The sequence below is a fragment of the Endozoicomonas sp. ALC013 genome (assembly GCF_049310205.1).
Taxonomy (GTDB): domain Bacteria; phylum Pseudomonadota; class Gammaproteobacteria; order Pseudomonadales; family Endozoicomonadaceae; genus Endozoicomonas.
In genome coordinates this window covers 1-15,805 of the sequence record NZ_JBLYNS010000122.1, presented here as the reverse complement: position 1 = coordinate 15,805, position 15,805 = coordinate 1, and the positions used below count along the sequence as shown (strand labels likewise).

14 protein-coding genes are annotated in these 15,805 nt (G+C 47.7%); 6 read left to right on the top strand and 8 right to left on the bottom strand.

The annotated features are described in order from the left end of the window. Positions 1-161 precede the first annotated feature (161 nt). Complete coding sequence (rppH, locus tag ACO6V1_RS18315) at positions 162-653, bottom strand: RNA pyrophosphohydrolase (RefSeq protein WP_101744739.1); 492 nt, start codon at positions 651-653, stop codon at positions 162-164. A 290-nt stretch (positions 654-943) separates the two neighbouring features. Then, entirely contained in the window at positions 944-2,866 is a 1,923-nt protein-coding gene (locus ACO6V1_RS18310; RefSeq protein WP_422449749.1) for a hypothetical protein, read from the bottom strand. A gap of 151 nt (positions 2,867-3,017) precedes the next feature. Between ACO6V1_RS18310 and ACO6V1_RS18305 the strand changes: the two genes are divergently transcribed. Further along, complete coding sequence (locus ACO6V1_RS18305) at positions 3,018-3,674, top strand: HAD family hydrolase (protein ID WP_209200614.1); 657 nt, start codon at positions 3,018-3,020, stop codon at positions 3,672-3,674. A gap of 17 nt (positions 3,675-3,691) precedes the next feature. On the opposite strand, the gene ACO6V1_RS18300 is transcribed toward ACO6V1_RS18305, so the two are convergent. Together ACO6V1_RS18300 and ACO6V1_RS18295 are read right to left on the bottom strand one after the other, a co-directional pair. After that, positions 3,692-4,885 (bottom strand): class I SAM-dependent rRNA methyltransferase, encoded by a 1,194-nt coding sequence (locus ACO6V1_RS18300; RefSeq protein ID WP_422467942.1) that lies wholly within the window; start codon positions 4,883-4,885, stop codon positions 3,692-3,694. Continuing rightward, positions 4,854-5,072, bottom strand: coding sequence for a hypothetical protein (locus ACO6V1_RS18295; RefSeq protein ID WP_422462722.1), 219 nt, complete (start codon positions 5,070-5,072; stop codon positions 4,854-4,856). Before ACO6V1_RS18295 ends, ACO6V1_RS18300 begins: the two co-directional genes overlap by 32 nt. A gap of 147 nt (positions 5,073-5,219) precedes the next feature. On the opposite strand from ACO6V1_RS18295, the gene ACO6V1_RS18290 reads away from it, so the two are divergent. The 3 genes from ACO6V1_RS18290 to ACO6V1_RS18280 all read left to right on the top strand — a co-directional run bounded on the left by ACO6V1_RS18290 (position 5,220) and on the right by ACO6V1_RS18280 (position 6,959). After that, on the top strand, positions 5,220-5,645 hold the full coding sequence (locus ACO6V1_RS18290) for a BLUF domain-containing protein (protein ID WP_422449752.1): 426 nt from the start codon (positions 5,220-5,222) through the stop codon (positions 5,643-5,645). 119 nt (positions 5,646-5,764) lie between these two features. Continuing rightward, on the top strand, positions 5,765-6,124 hold the full coding sequence (locus ACO6V1_RS18285) for a hypothetical protein (protein WP_422467940.1): 360 nt from the start codon (positions 5,765-5,767) through the stop codon (positions 6,122-6,124). Between the two features lie 40 nt (positions 6,125-6,164). Beyond that, complete coding sequence (locus ACO6V1_RS18280) at positions 6,165-6,959, top strand: phytanoyl-CoA dioxygenase family protein (RefSeq protein WP_422467938.1); 795 nt, start codon at positions 6,165-6,167, stop codon at positions 6,957-6,959. Positions 6,960-7,087: 128 nt separating this feature from the next. Here ACO6V1_RS18280 and ACO6V1_RS18275 read toward each other — a convergent pair whose 3' ends face one another. After that, entirely contained in the window at positions 7,088-7,753 is a 666-nt protein-coding gene (locus ACO6V1_RS18275; RefSeq protein ID WP_422467936.1) for an N-acetylmuramoyl-L-alanine amidase, read from the bottom strand. A 104-nt stretch (positions 7,754-7,857) separates the two neighbouring features. Between ACO6V1_RS18275 and ACO6V1_RS18270 the strand changes: the two genes are divergently transcribed. After that, complete coding sequence (locus ACO6V1_RS18270) at positions 7,858-8,259, top strand: phnA protein (RefSeq protein ID WP_422449756.1); 402 nt, start codon at positions 7,858-7,860, stop codon at positions 8,257-8,259. Between the two features lie 45 nt (positions 8,260-8,304). Here the strand turns inward: ACO6V1_RS18270 and ACO6V1_RS18265 are convergent, their stop codons facing one another. Beyond that, positions 8,305-12,222, bottom strand: a complete 3,918-nt coding sequence (locus tag ACO6V1_RS18265) for a hypothetical protein (RefSeq protein ID WP_422467934.1) — start codon at positions 12,220-12,222, stop codon at positions 8,305-8,307. A 492-nt stretch (positions 12,223-12,714) separates the two neighbouring features. Between ACO6V1_RS18265 and fliO the strand changes: the two genes are divergently transcribed. After that, the gene (gene fliO / locus ACO6V1_RS18260) at positions 12,715-13,119 is read left to right on the top strand and encodes a flagellar biosynthetic protein FliO (RefSeq protein ID WP_422467932.1); all 405 of its coding nucleotides are present in this window, start codon (positions 12,715-12,717) and stop codon (positions 13,117-13,119) included. Positions 13,120-13,591: 472 nt separating this feature from the next. Here fliO and ACO6V1_RS18255 read toward each other — a convergent pair whose 3' ends face one another. Both ACO6V1_RS18255 and ACO6V1_RS18250 read right to left on the bottom strand, forming a co-directional pair. Then, positions 13,592-14,038, bottom strand: a complete 447-nt coding sequence (locus tag ACO6V1_RS18255; RefSeq protein WP_422462713.1) for a hypothetical protein — start codon at positions 14,036-14,038, stop codon at positions 13,592-13,594. A 171-nt stretch (positions 14,039-14,209) separates the two neighbouring features. Beyond that, positions 14,210-15,805: ABC transporter permease (locus ACO6V1_RS18250; protein ID WP_422467930.1), on the bottom strand; the 1,596-nt coding region annotated here is incomplete at its 5' end.

Genomic DNA, 15,805 nt, shown 5'->3' with positions numbered 1-15,805 from the left:
ATACTTGCTGCAACTACTTTAACAGTACAATAGCAATCCATGGCAAATTATATTGCCTGTTAACATCTTTCCTGTTATTGCAGCCCACAGGTTTAAAGAAATATCCATTGGGCCCGGGAGGCTGGACGGAAGCTTAAGTCCGACAGGCTCATGGCAACCTGTCACCCCCCTCTGGACTGTAACTTCCCAATTCTGGGTACCAACTCTTTCAGCGCCCGCCTGTAGACTTCCCGTTTAAAAGAAACCACCTGACCAAGAGGGTACCAGTAACTCACCCAGCGCCAGCCATCAAATTCCGGAGACCTCGTGTGGTCAACCCGAATACGGTCATCATTGCTCAGCAGCTGCAGCAAAAACCATTTCTGCTTCTGCCCGATGCACAGCGGTTGCTGATCCCGTCGGACGAGACGTCTTGGTAGACGATAACGTAACCAACCCCGGGTGCAGCCAAGGATTTCTACATCTTCAGGATGAAGACCTATCTCCTCAAACAGCTCTCTGTACATGGCATCTTCCGGCGTCTCCCCATCATTGATACCACCCTGGGGAAATTGCCAGGCATCCTGCCTGATCCGCCGAGCCCACAATAACTGACCGTGATGATTCGCCAGGATAATGCCTACATTTGGCCTGAATCCATCGATGTCAATCACGTATATGGCTACCTTAGAGCCACCATCCTATGGTACGAATACCCCCCCACTTCCAGGAACATAATCATAACCCCACACTAAAACGGGGCATGAAGCTGACTGTTCAAAGAACAACAGGATTTAGACGCAATCACTTGTCGGTGGCCACTTAAACTATTACTTATCACGCATTGTTTCACAAACGGATACAATACAGCAAACCTTCAGGGTGAATGGCGATTGGAACTATCAAACTCATTGACATGACGTACCAGAAGGCTGTTCGAAAATATCCGGTATAGACTGCACTACTACACGGATGCAGAATCCAGAGGTAACAAGGGGGCCTTTGTTACAGAGGTCCGTTTCTTCCCGAACAGCCGTTTGTCTTCCATTGATTGTGAGTAAAGCCGGTTATACCAGTCATTTGCTGAACGACTGAATTCAGGGTCCACGTCGTCCTGGAAAGCGCGCATGGCGATGGTTATATACTGGTAGGTCTTGTCGGCTAAAGCTCTTGAGCCATCAAAGCAATTCATATAGTAATGAATAGAGTCCAGATACTCACCTTTTCTGAAAAAGATAAACCCCAGTTGCTTATTTATGGCCATGAAGTACGTGTGTTCATTTGCATATTCATGCACAGACAACTGCTGGAACAGAGTGTCGATGGCCAGATCCAGCTGATTCAACCGGGTTAATGCTATCGCTACATTAAGGTTGAAATGATAATTCAGCTTTTTACACTCCAAAGCAAAATTCAAGGCACAAGTCCAAGACGCAAACCAATTAGGATCTCCTGGCTTCAGGCTCGCAGCCAGGGATTCCAGATCTTTCCATCGGGTAATGGCCCATTTCATCTGATCTGGCACCAGATACTCTGTGTAAGTCTGTGAAGCTTCTAAGGAAGACATAGATGAATAATAGAGTGGAAAGATAAAATTAGAGATCTCTACTTTATTTTTTCTTGTCTTTGGCTGCAGGTAATTGAACCAGCAAACAGCATTGGTTACAAATTGTTTGTCATCACACATTCTAATAGTTTGCTTCATTGCGGAATGTATAAATGAGTAAATATAATTAGGGACATCCATCGTGCCTACAAAGCCATGCATATAATATTTTATGGAAGTGACGTAGCTCTGTTCTTTATAAAATAAGAATCCTAACTGTTTATTAACACCCAAAAGATATCTCTGATCATTAGACTTAGCCAGCTGATCAAGCAAAATCTCTTTTGCCCGGTCCATATACTTGAGTCTTGTTAAAGCTTTCGCCACATTTAAATTGTAGTGATAGTCCTCCTCAGAGCACTGCAAGGCAAAATCAAGGGCGTTCTGCCACGCTTTAGCCCATTGACTGCTCCCTCCTTTCTGAGACTTTGCATACCTTTCCAATAAGCCCCAATGGGAAATCAGGATTTTTTTTCTTAAAAAAGCCGGAAGTTGTTGAGAACTGTGTACATCCGCCGCCGATGACTCCAAATGTGCAGCGGTAATTACTTCTTCACCACGGTTGGTCGAAGCGACAGATTCACTTGCATGAGGTGTCTGGGGAGGTGCAAGATCCTGTGTTTTTACAGGGTCAGCACTTGCTTCTGCTTCCAGTGGCCAGAAGTTCGGAAAACTGACTGCTCCAGATTGCTCACCGATACTCAGGTTTTCCATCAAATAAACAGGAGCTGATGCAACATGATCTCCCGATGGGGTGGGTTTGCTTAAATAACCATCCACCGTTTCAGGCCCTGTGTTGGATACCTGCCTTTGCTTCCATAAATGGCTAAAGCTATTATCCACTGTTTGAACATAAGGCTCTGCAAACGGCTGTGGTATCATGCAGGTAGTTGGCAGAAACACAGAAGAGAGGCTCTCTCTTTGCTGATCCACCAGACAAGTTGTAACAGGCGTAGATGGAGAAAACCCGGTCACCGGCACCGCATGAGTCTGTTGGCCTTGCAGGGCATTTAAATGACTCAGAGGAGTCGAATAATGGGCTGGCTTCGGAGCTAAACGCCCTCCATTCTCATCAAGCAGGTTAAACAGATCTTCCTTAATCCTATATCCCGGATCTTGACTATTCGCATTAGCCAGATAATTTGTTCTTGCTTCAGGGGGGCAGTTTGATACTTGACGTTGGCCAAAAACAGCTGAATCAGTCTGAACGGTTTTGCGGTGATCATAATAATTCATCAGGCCAAATGGCGTACCCGGTAATACACCACTATTTCTTTCCATAACAAAACTCAATCGATAAAAAACTATTAGACAGTCTTGGTAATAAAAAATTCAAAAAACTTAATATTCAGAATTGGGTAATTGCTTTTGGGTTGATAAAGAACCTGTATAATCCCGAAACACTCGGCCTGACTAATAAACCGGAGTAACAATGACCCTGGCAATCTTTGATCTGGACAATACTCTCATTGCTGGCGACAGTGATGCCCTGTGGGGAGAGTTTATGGCCGCTAATGGCCTGGTGGATAGTGAAAGCTTCAGGGAAGGTAACCATCGTTTTTATAAACAGTATCAACAGGGGGTTATGGACATCCGGGAGTATCTGGATTTTTGCCTTGAACCATTAACACAATACTCCCTGGAAGCGCTTGCAACCTGGCATGGTCAGTTTATGGCACAGGTTATCAGCCCCATCCTGTTGGATAAAGCACTGGCCAGGATAGAACACCACCGCCAGCGTGGTGATTATATTATGATCATCACCGCCACCAATCGCTTTGTGACCAAACCCATTGCTGACCAGTTCAAGGTAGATGCCCTGCTGGCCATTGACCTGGAGATCAGCGACAACCGCTATACTGGCAACGTTACCGGAATCCCCACCTATCAGCAGGGGAAAGTACTCCGCCTGCAGGAATGGCTCAACCAGCACCCGGAGCACTCAATGGCTGGCAGCTACTTCTACAGCGACTCTCAAAATGACCTGCCGCTGCTGAAGAAGGTCGACAACCCTGTCGCTGTCGACCCCGACCCGGAACTCAAAAGCTTTGCAGAAGCCCATGGCTGGCCAGTTATCAGTTTTCGTTAGTGGCTCTTAAAGGCCATTTATTGAACAGTCAACCGGGCAAAAATTGCTTTGATATAGTCCGTCTCCGGAATGCATGGGTGCACAGGATGATCCGGTCCCTGGTGCCCCTGATCCAGAATCTGCAGGTTACGGTCAATATGACGACTGCCAGCCCGTAGCAAATCAATCATATTATCCCGGTGCAAATGCATTGAGCAGGAGGCTGCCACCAGATAACCATCCCTCTCCAGTAAACGCATAGCCAGCTCATTGATGCGACGATAGGCCTGTTCACCAGCTTTCATATCTTTGCGCTTTTTAATAAAGGCGGGCGGATCAACAATAACCAGGTCAAACCGTTCCTGGCTGTCTTTCAACGCCTTCAATGCTTCAAAGGCATCACCTTGCAGAGTGTCCACCTTATGCTGAACCTCATTGAGTTCCGCATTGGCATGAACATTTTCCAATGCCAGGGCAGACGCATCGACGCAGGTCACTTTATCCGCCCCGAAAGCCGCCGCCTGAATGCCCCAGCCACCCACATAACTGAAAACATCCAGAACCCGTTTACCTTTAACATAATGCCGCAGGCGGTCCCGATTGAGCCGGTGATCATAAAACCACCCGGTTTTCTGGCCTTCCATCACCGGAGCCTGAAAGCTTACGCCATTCTCTTCCAGCACCACCACTTCCGGAACCGCTCCGGAAGCGACCTCAATATATTGCGGCAGGTCTTCCAGCTTGCGGGCATTGCCACGGTTCTTGAACAAAATACCTTTAGATTTCAGAACCTGGTTTAACGCTTCCACAACGTCATCCCGAACCTGCTCCATACCCGCCGTGGATATCTGCGCCACCAGTACCTCATCAAACCGGTCAACCACCAGCCCGGGCAATCCGTCACTATCACCATAAACTAACCGGTAATAGGGCTTTTCAAACAATCGCTCGCGCAGACTGAGAGCAACGTTAATTTTATCAATCAAAAGCGCCTTATCCAGTGGCCGGTCAGCTTCCCGACTGACCAGGCGGGCACAGATCAGGCTATTGGGGTTCACATAAGCCGTACCCAGCGTCTTGCCAAAGGAGTTTTCAACCAGTACGCACTCACCCACAGCAAAGCTGCTCAGTGGTGTGGTCTGCGTATCCACTTCATTACTGTATATCCACAGGTGCCCGAGTTTCAGGCGGCGGTCAGCCTTATTCTTCAGGCGTAATCGTTTTAATATCATGAGCAAACCCCAGCATGAACGCTGTGATGGTAAAACTGAAGCTGGCTTCCAGTGCCGTCAAATGGAAACTATACGCCAGCATTGGCAACAGAGGCTGGCTGATATAAAGATTGGCAAACACCATAAAGGAGCCAAGGCAGAGTGTAAACGTTGTACGCCAGAAGCCTGTTGTCTGTGGACGGATCATAACATCTGTTCCAAAGCAGTCCGTGTCCTGGTTAGAGCGGTTGCCCTCGCCATTTTTTATCACTTTTTAATGTCAGGTTAATCTGGTAAAAAATTAACAGGGCTGAACGCCCGGGTAATGATTGTAATGGATTAAGGGTTACAGTGAATGGAACAATCACTTTATTATCTGATTTATGTCAGTTCTGCCAGTCAACTGATGAACAATGACAGCCTGCTCGCTCTGCTGAACGAAAGCAGAGACAATAACCTGAGCCTGGATATTACCGGAATGCTGTTGTACAAAGGCGGTAATTTCCTGCAGATGCTGGAAGGAACAAAACAGCATGTGCTGCAGGTATATCAGGGAATCTGCAAAGATAGCCGCCACCACAATATCATCAAAATCATATCTGCGCCTGCGGCCTGCCGCAGCTTTCAGGACTGGTCCATGGGTTTTTGCAATATGGAAAAAGAGACCTCGTTACAGGATTTTCCAACCTACATTCATGAAAACCTGAATCTGCGGCAGTTCACTCATGAAACCCATCATGCCCGCAGTTTCATCCAGTCGTTTAACGCGCTTAACTACTGAGAATGTCCTGATTACTCGCGCTTACACGGTACTGATCATCATGACACTGGCAAATATACGGATACCAACGCCATTAATGGAATTTTAGTCTCTACAGAACCTTCACAGGAGCTGTAGAGATGTCTCATAACCATTCCCGTAACAACGAAGAACCATTGAACACCCTGCTCCAATCATTGATGGACAGCGCCGATAACCGCTCAACGATGGACCTTCTCGAGTCAGCCCACAAAGGGTTTACCCGGGGTGCCAATGACTACGTTGAAGGGGCAACAGGAAAAATATCCCCAGCCGATATTAAAAACCATCTTCGGATTTATCCCCTGGCACAAATGCTGATCAGCATTGTCAAATACCATGAGCTGAACAAGAACACGGATATTATCCGCCAAACAGTTATGGCCTTGCTGGATAGCCTTGATGACAGCCTGCCTTCAGAGTTTGATGAGGCTCAGACACTGGAGTCAACGCTGCACTGAAAACGTTCCGCAATAAGCCAATAAATAAGGGACCTGAGTAATGATTGATCAAAGCGAACTGCAGGAAAAAGGTTACATCATCGTTCCTGACCTGGTGCCCGGGCAGTTACTCCAGCCCGTTATCAAAGCCATTACTGACTTTCTGGAGGTTGAACTGGATGATCCCACAACCTGGTACCGGAAAAACCTGGGCAGTAATGGTATTGTGCCCATTCATCATCATCAGGCATTCTGGGATATCCGCCAGTATGAGCCTGTCTACCGATTGTATGCTGACCTTTTAAAGACAGACGATCTCTGGGTAAGATTGGATCGAGCCTCCTTCAAACCACCCTGGCGTCCGGAGCACCCGGATAAGAAAGACGACAGTCAGATCCACCTGGACAGCCATCCGGAAAAAGTGTTCCTGCCAAGATACCAGGGGATTCTCTACCTGACGGATACGGCGGAAAATCAGGGGGCATTCTGTTGTGTTCCCAGCCTTTACACCGGGAAACAAACGACACTGGATCGCAACTCTCTACTCTTTACCGATGAAGAGCTGAAAGGCCATGATATTGTCCATCTGGCGGGCAAGGCCGGAACCTTCATTCTCTGGGACTCACGCCTGCCCCATGCCAGCAGCCTGAACCACCATTCAAAGCCACGCCTGACCCAATATATCTCCATGTTCCCGGCGGGTACCGAAGATAATCGGGAAGAGCGTATTCAGCTATGGCGTGATAAAAGAGCGCCTGAGCGCTGGCGTAACTTTCCGTATCAACAGGACCCGGAACCCGGAGAGCCCGCTAAACTGACGCCCGTTGGAGAGCAGCTTCTGGGTCTAGGAGGCTGACCGAGAATAGCGCCCGTAGCGAGGATGGCAGAAAATTTCCGACTTTTTGCCCTCAATTTGCTGCCACCGCAGTAGGGCAGTCTATTCTCGGTCAGCCTCCTAGGATCAACATAGTCTTGACTGATGCATCAAGAGCCTGTCTTAGCCTCTGCAATAAGACGAATGGTCGTTTCTGTCAGCAAACTGACCGAACGCCAGAACTGGCTTTTTTCTGTTTGCGATTCAGGCTCACTCTTTTGCAGTTGCAGCAAACTCTCTTGCAGTGCTTTCGGGCATAGCGCAGGACGGCAGGGGGCCTCTGGCCCCGGGTAGTTCTCTCGGTAAAAACGGGGCCAGTCAAACAGTATGCCGGGGTCAGCTTTGCCACGAAAGCCGGCAATATGCTCATGACCAAGCACCCTCTCAGGGTCGCGCAAATCAGGGTAGTGTTCTTTGAACCTGGCCATCACCTGCTGCAACGACCGGTACTGTGCTTCGGTAAACGGGAATACATTACCGTTATAATTCACCAGCTCGATGCCAATAGAACAGTCATTGAACCCCTGAACGCCTTCCCACTCACTAACCCCCGCATGCCAACCGCGATAGACATGGCCATCCAGACAGTCAACCAGTTCATAAATCTCACCATCCGTATCGATCACCAGATGTGCAGACGCACAGGACTCAGGGTTCATAAAAATGTCCAGCGTATCTTTCAGGTCTACCGCTGTATAATGAATTACCAGATAATCCACAGGAATTAACCAGTCATCCCTGTTCACAGTTTTTACCCTGTTCACATTCAGAGTCATAAGCTCGCAGCCAGCCAGATATCAATCAACTTATCATTGTCTGATTATCCAGAGACTGCAAGCGGTCACGATGTAACGATAAAGAAATTTTTGGAGGATAAACCATGGCCAAAGGGCTACTAAAGCATCAGGAGCGACAGAGTGCCCTGAGTATGCTGGGAAAGGACCTGGCACGGCGGGCAAAATCGAAATGTGAACTGTGTGAAGCGTCCGGCGTTCCACTGTCCATTCATGAGGTAGAGCCTGTACCCGGTGAGCCAGATCACGACCACTGTCTGATGCTCTGTGAAACCTGTAAAACGCAACTGGAGCAGCCAAAACGTCTGGAACCCAACCACTGGCGATGCCTGACTAAAAGTATCTGGAGCCAGATACCCGCCGTTCAGGTGGTTTCTCTTCGACTGCTAAGAAAATTATCGGAAAGACAGGACTGGGCTATCGAAGCGCTGGAGCATGCTTACCTTGAGCCTGACATTGAGCAGTGGGCAGACGCCGCAAAAATCTGAAAAGGGAGCAAAAAAAGAGCCATTTATTAAATGGCTCAGCGTTCTTTAATCTTTTCGCTTTAACATCACCAAAGCCATCTGGCTATCAAGCACTTTTAGCTTTCCTTCGGCTTCTCTGAAGTGTCTATGAATGCCATTGACCTTTTGATCAGCAATTTGTAGCGCGGCTTCTGTATTCTGATCCGGCATCGTAACCACCACAGGAATCGTAACATTGTCTTCACTATCGCCCATGGAGTCCGTGTAGTGAAGCAGCCCGTTTTTACGATCTCTTAGCCAGGCTAAAAAGTGGCTTTCAGCAATCGTAACCATGGCATCGGCTCCATAAGTGACTTTTTTGTCACCTTGTAACGTGGGCAGGCTAACATCCTTTTGCCAGTCTAATTTACACCTTTTGTGTTTACCCTCATTAGGTATGACCATGAATATGACTTCCGGACAATCATCTTTTCCCTCCGGTAAAAGTGCCTTTAAAGCACCGTTACTGTATTTACCTTTCAAGCCATCAATAAAGATATCGATCAAATCTTGAAAGTTATCCGCTCTCTTTATTTTCGTTGTTACTACATTTCCTGAATGTGGAGTGTTTTGTGAATATCCAGTCAGCACTTCTTCAACTTTGATTCTTTCTCCATTTTCAACTTTTTCTGACTCTCTGGAACGAACGAAAGGAGTATCAAGCAGACAGTGTTTATCCATTCCAAGGATGATTTTCTCGGACAGATTCCCGTCCTTATCAAAGTACTCAAAATTCTTGCGGATTACACCCTTATGTGCATGATGGTGCTCCTTCGTCAGCTTTAAACTCAGGATGTCATTTTCATTATGATAATATTCAATAGTCTGTCCGATAGTATTCCTGTTGTACTCGTGAGGTTTGGTTTCCCTTTTTTTGAGTTTTAAATTTCCAGGAACTTCTTCCTCCTTTATGGCAGTATTAAAATTTGGTGCTTTTCTGGTAGTTTTTTCTAATTCTTTACGATCATGAGACATCTCAATCAAGGTGACTTTTTGTTTGAGTGACATGGGTACACGCTCTAATTGCGATATACTTTGTAACGGCTCGGCTTCAGTATTCAAATACCCATAGATTTCACTGAGCATCCTGTTAATAAGCTCATTGTGTTCCAGTTGTTCTCCAAAGGGTACAAATTTCAAATCCTTAAGATCAGCTTTAGTTATCTGTTGACCTGCAACCAGAGAAGTGCCTTTGAGAACCATACAACCTGTAGATGAATCAGGAAGAGAGATAACCGTAGCGTATAATGAACCATGTTTTGGAACTGCTGATATTGCTAATGAAATTGCCGCTTTTTTATTATCATTTATTAATTTTGTGCCATCGATAAATTCCGATTCAACCACAAGCCTTACAAGCCCCCCTTTATTGAAAGCAAAATCGATAGCTTCACTCTTCAATTCGATTGCTCCCAGGCTAAAGTGTGATCTGATCTTATCAAGTTCATTATTTGGAATATATTTATCAGTATTGCCACCAGTATTGAATTTCTTCAGTAGTCTAACTAGACTTTCCAGGGATCTGGCATCATTAAATTTCCTTGAATGTTGAAGTGTTTCAATTCTATGATTGGCATCACTAATCAAGGTATCCAGCACGCCATCATGTGAAAGACACATAAAGAAGGATGCAAGGCTACAGTTATTGTTTCTTGCTTGAATGCCTGCTGGTCTTACCGTTGCTTCACCTGGATGAGTGTTACGTCCGTCGGTATGAGAGACTGCTTGTTGTGGTAATGATGGCCCCTGAAGACATTTTGCCAGAATAATACAAAGTGAATCTCTACCACCATGAATGGCTGCCTTAACCTCCGTGGTAGTCAGTTCTATAGTACCAATATTGCGCCATATCTTTTCCTCGGTAGCGGCATCCATAGGAATTGACTTTTTAAATTGTTTCATTATTTTCGGGATTTGCGCCTCAGTGATTCTGGTATTCTCGGATTGATCAGGCAGCGCTGACGTATCAATCTTTTGATTATTTAAATCAAATACCAGAGAGGGAGTCGGGTCATTCATGCCCAGGGCGACCCAAGGCTCCGCTGCCTGTCTTTGCGGATGGTCCGGCCAATGGGTAGCTTGAGTTTCGGCGCGGATAAGATATCCAGTACCACCATGCCCATCTGGTTTAGTGTCTACGAAATGCCATGAACTGGATGAACTAGATGAACTACCTGGACTAGATGTACCTGAGCTGTGACCAGATGAAGGAACACCTACCTCTTCATTCATTGCCTCCCAAATAGCCTCACTTAAGTCGTAACCGCCTTCATCTTCCTCAGAGTGCCTGGAGTCAGGGGCAATGGGGTGATGACCTCCAACCGCTTCTATGACTTGATTTGACATATTGGAATCAGAAATAGAGTTCTCAGGTCTATCAGCATTAGATGCTGCTGCTAAGGCTGAACCGTGCCCAGCCTTAACAGAAGGGCCTGCGGGCGGGCTTGTTTCCCGGCAGGCGTACTCCGTTTGCAATAACAGCAAAGCCTCCGGTGTACCCTGTTCCCATCGGCGTCCAGCAGCTTTTTCGATAGTATGCTGGTCCAGGTCTGATGAATTAATTATGTCGATAATTTTTTTACGAGTCTCCTCATCCGGGTCATTAGCTCCAAGATTTCGGGCTATTTGTACTATCTGGTCTTCAGTTGCACGCCCCGAATGTCTAGAGTCAGGCTCCGGTGAACACTGAGTTACCCGCTGGGCAGGACTGTGTGGAACGTTTGTCAAGGCAGCATCGGACCTTGCCGTGGTTACCGGTGCCAGAGGCCTGCTGCCCACTCCCGGCATTAGATGCTTCCGCCTTGCTCCACCAGGATCTGGGGCTTTCGGCAAATTCAGGCCTTCTGCCAAAGCGGAAGTGGCAACAACATTTTGTGAACTGATCTTTGGAGGCAGTTCTTCAGGCTGACTGGCATGCTTTATCGAATTGGCAGCCGCCCGGCCAATCCTGATGTCAAACAAGAGAGATTTAGTCAGATCCTCACCACTCAGACCCAGGAAAGCATCATCAGATGGATCTGCAACCGGTGTCAGTGGCCGATCTTGCTTATTTTTAGTCGGTGGAATGGGCACACATTGCCGAGCTTGTGGTTTAAACCGATCTGACCGGGCATCCTGTATTTCTCTTTGAGTTCCCATACCCGGTGATTGCCTGGATCGGGTAAGTACCGGGCGTTTAATTTTTACTTTCGGTGGTTGAGGAGCGTTTGTTGCCTCTGATTGTCCCGGTCTATTGGCAGCGGTTTGAGCTCGCAGGTCGTACCTGGGTGAGTATTTTTGCCAATTCCCCTCAACTGTTGACTCAGACTTCTTTGCTCTTGAACCCGTTTCAGAATTGGTCGTCCCGGCAACTGGCATAGTCAGGTATGCTGTGGCCACCTCTTCGAGGGCCCGTTTGTGTTCGATATCTAATTTCGTATCAGGTTTCAACGCCTTTAAATGCTGCATGACTGTGACTGAGTTTTGCAGTGTCGACACAGCCTTAAGAACATCCTGTTCAATTACATCATTCATAAATTGGAGTCTTGGGTAAATTTCTTTATGGAAGATTTCACAACATACCCTGGCAATATCACTCAAAGACTTTGCAGAGGAGTCAGTGGCAGAACTTCGGTTGTGGGGTGGAGATAACTGGGTAACTGCAGCCAGTTGGCTTATTGAATAAGCAGAGGTTTTTGGTGCAAGTCGAGGTCCTGAAATATCGCCGATTACAGAACCGGGCCCCGTGCTGCCTGAAACTCCGTAAGGCCGCGCCAGCCTTGTTGAACAGGGACGACCTGCGAATTGCCGCGAGGGAGCAGGTTGTTCTGTGCCATCATTTTTAGCGTGATGTTTATATCTTTCATGAGTACCCGTTTCATGCCTGCGCCTTGCAGATTCAGAGGGGCCAACACCAGGAGAAGAACTTGTTGTTCCATAACCTTTATTCCCAACCTTATTATCCATTTTTTACTCCTTAAATACTCTGGAAAGATTTTTTAACCGTATGGGGTTTTAATCAGCTTATGGATTTCCTGTATTCCACAAGGATTCATTGTTTCGCTTACTTCAAGCAACAGTCATTGCATTCGTTAAGAAATCATATCTTAAGCCTGATTAGGTTCGAATGATTTTCTAATTACTTCTTTTGATCAATATTGAGGACAATAGTTCATTAAAGAGATAAAAATACCAGGGTAGTAAATCCCCTGGTACTATTAATCTATTGATATTTAAAGACTATCTGAATATCAGGAGTCAATTGATCCACGTCTGGACAATCCATTTAAAATCACTGATTTAATAAGATGAGCCAATGAGCAGCAGGGGATTTCACCATTGCGCAGAATATAAACCAAATCAGAAGCTTGCACTCTGAGCCGGGAGAGCTTTATAGTCATTAGCATGAGACAATTATGCAAATATTACGCTTTCCTGTTATTTCTGCCCGCCAGCTTGATGGCTGAGACAGCAGAGCCTGCCAATCCGGTCAGTGAACTGGATCTGTTTCAGGTTGTCATGCCCATGCTGATGGTGGTCAGCCTGATTTTTGCGTTGGCCTGGCTGGTCAAGCGGCTTAACCCCAAACTGCCGGCCATGGGCAAAGATATCGAGTTATTATCCAGTGCGCCTCTAACGAATCAGTCACGCCTGACTCTGGTTCGGGTGAGTGGCAAAGATCTTCTTATTGGCATCACACCTAACCAAATCACGCTGCTGAAAGATTTTGATGCCCCGGTCGTCGAAAGAAGTCAGATCAAAGGGCAGACGGATCTGGCAGAGCAGTTTAAAAAACTCCTGCGCTCCAAAACGGATGGTGATAAATCCTCTGAGAAAGCGAATGGTTCAGGGGGCCACGATTAACCGCCCCGTTAATCCACTTGTTTTGATCTTCTGGGTTCTCCTGCCTGACTGTTGTTTTCGGTTTGTCCACACCTGCTTATACACAAATAAACTTATTCATAACTGGCAACAGGACTTATACAGGTAGCGCACAGGTTATCCACATAAACCTGTGCGCAACCTGTCAATGTCTAGTGCAGAAAAGCGTTAATACCCGTACGCTCCGTTCATCCTGAGCCTGTCGAAGGGTGGAAACTCAGGACTCTGATAGATCGTGCCAAGCACCCTTCGACTCCGCTCAGGGTGAACGGAGATTGTACACGTCAAACTCATTGAAACCATACACTGGTTAGGAACGGCCCTGAAATAACTTCAACACTTCTACAGACGCTACCCGCTACCCGAAAAGCTGAAACCGCTTGCGCTTTTACGGGCAGCGGGTGGCGACCTTTTCCCAGAGAGTAAAATGATCAAGTTATTCTGGGACAAATCCTCAGCGTTCCATCATCTGTGATATCAATATCATCATCTTCATCTCGGTCAGACAGATCTGCTGTAAGGATTGCCGGTTATCTTCACTGAGATACCCCAGGCATTCATTTTGCTCATCCCGATCGTGCCATTTTCCAGCGGCCATGTATCCCGGGTAGTAATGCAGCAGCTTCTCCTGCAGACCCTTGTGTTTTTCCTGCATGACCATCAGCATGCCGATCAGCACGGCAGGCGTGTCTCTTGATATTTCCTGGCGCAACTTGATGTAATTAAAGTAGAGCATGATGATCCGCTCAGTACTGTCCCGCAGGCATAACAGGCAGAGGTAGGATTCATCCTCAATGGGCAGCGAATCGGCAGAGACCGCCGTCGCCACTCCTTCCATACTGTCTTCCCGTGCGAACGGTCCACTGAGCCCTTTGACATCGCCATCCATTACCCACGCCATAGTAACCTCCTTCCCTGAGGTAGTGTTTTCTTCAGGTTAATCCAGATAGTGAACAGATTTCCACAGTTTCCCTGATCAACTCCCTGAATGAGCTGTGGATAAATCCTTTTATCCCTTACGGTTACTGGGCAAAACAATGCCTGTTCATTTTTTGTGCAGATGCAATTTGGCTCACACCTCCTGCAAAATATTTGCAGGAGACTGGCTGATGACCCGGCGAATCCCCAACCATCCGGCAATACCCAGAACAGCGGCACCAAACAGGGGTAATGCACACCAGATAAACCAGGCAGGTTCCCAACGCAACTGGAAAACCCGGGTATTGAGCAAATAGCTGGCAAGCTCGGTACCGCAGGCTGCCAGTAAACCCGCCAGAACACCGAACAGAACAAACTCGCCGATCTGCATGATCAAGAGCTGACGACGGGTTCCTCCGAGTGAGCGAATCAATGCGCCTTCGTGCAGGCGTTCATCAATGCTGGATTCAATCACGGACATCATCACCAGCAACCCTGCCAATAGCAGTGCCGCCAGCATTGCTTCGACAGCAATGGTTGATTGCGCCAGCATCTTCTTAACCTGGCTAATCACAGCATCCAGGTCCAGCAAGGTCATGGTGGGAAACTGAGTGACCAAACCATTGAGCAGCAGTTTATCCTCTGCATCCAGATAGAAGCTGTTCAACCAGGTAGCCGACAGATTCTGTAAAACGGCCTCAGGAAAAATCATGTAAAAATTAGGCCGGAAAGACTCCCACTGGACCGAACGAATACTGCTCACCGTTTCGGTAAACTCATTGCCTGACACCATAAACGTCAGCCGGTCACCCAGATCAATACCCAGGTTTTCAGCAATTTCTGCCTCAATGGAAAGCCCTTCATTGCTGCCGGGTTCCCACCATTCGCCCTGTTCAATCCGGTTACTTTCCGGCAACGTTTCTGACCAGGTCATGTTCAATTCACGGTTCAGGGCGTTATGGTTCTCCTGCTCTTTGGTTACTGCCTCCCTGACGGGCACATCATTAATGCGAACCAGACGACCACGGATAATCGGATAGAGCTGACTGGTATCCACATCATTAATGGTCAGAAACTCGGAGTATGCGTCAACTTCAGACGGCTGGATATTCATGGCAAAGTAGTTGGGTGTCTCGTCCGGCAACTCATTCTGCCAGCGATCAAGCAGATCGGTGCGCAGTAGCAGCACCACCGCCATGGCCATAAAGGTCAGGGTAAATGCCAGAAGCTGGGCCGAGGTCTTGCCTTTACCCTGGATAATTCTGCTGGCCCCGGGACGCCAGAACACCGGCAGGGCGGCAAGCCTCTGACGATTGCCCAGGTGGGTAAGCAGCAATTGCACGCCCAGGGAGATCATCATCAGCACCGCCCCCGAAGCCACGGCCAGAATCAGCGCCATCACCACCTCGCCGGTGTGATACCAGAGCAGCAGAAACACCGCCATTAACGAGAAACCGTATACCAGCCAGGAAGCGGCAGGCGCAGGCGACAGGTCACGTCTTAAGACTCTCAGTGGCGAAACGTCCTGCAGCCGTAACAGTGGCGCAAGCCCAAAGCCGGCCAGGGTAATCACCCCGGTGAGCCCACCAATCACCATCGGCATGATGCCCGCTGCGGGCAGCCAGGCGGGCAATACCCCTCTGAGCAACTGGACAATCCCTTCCTGAAGCAACCAGCCAATCAAGACGCCGGGAAGCGCCACCAGCACCGCCACAAAAGCCAGCTCCCCAAGCAACAGTCTCAGCACCTG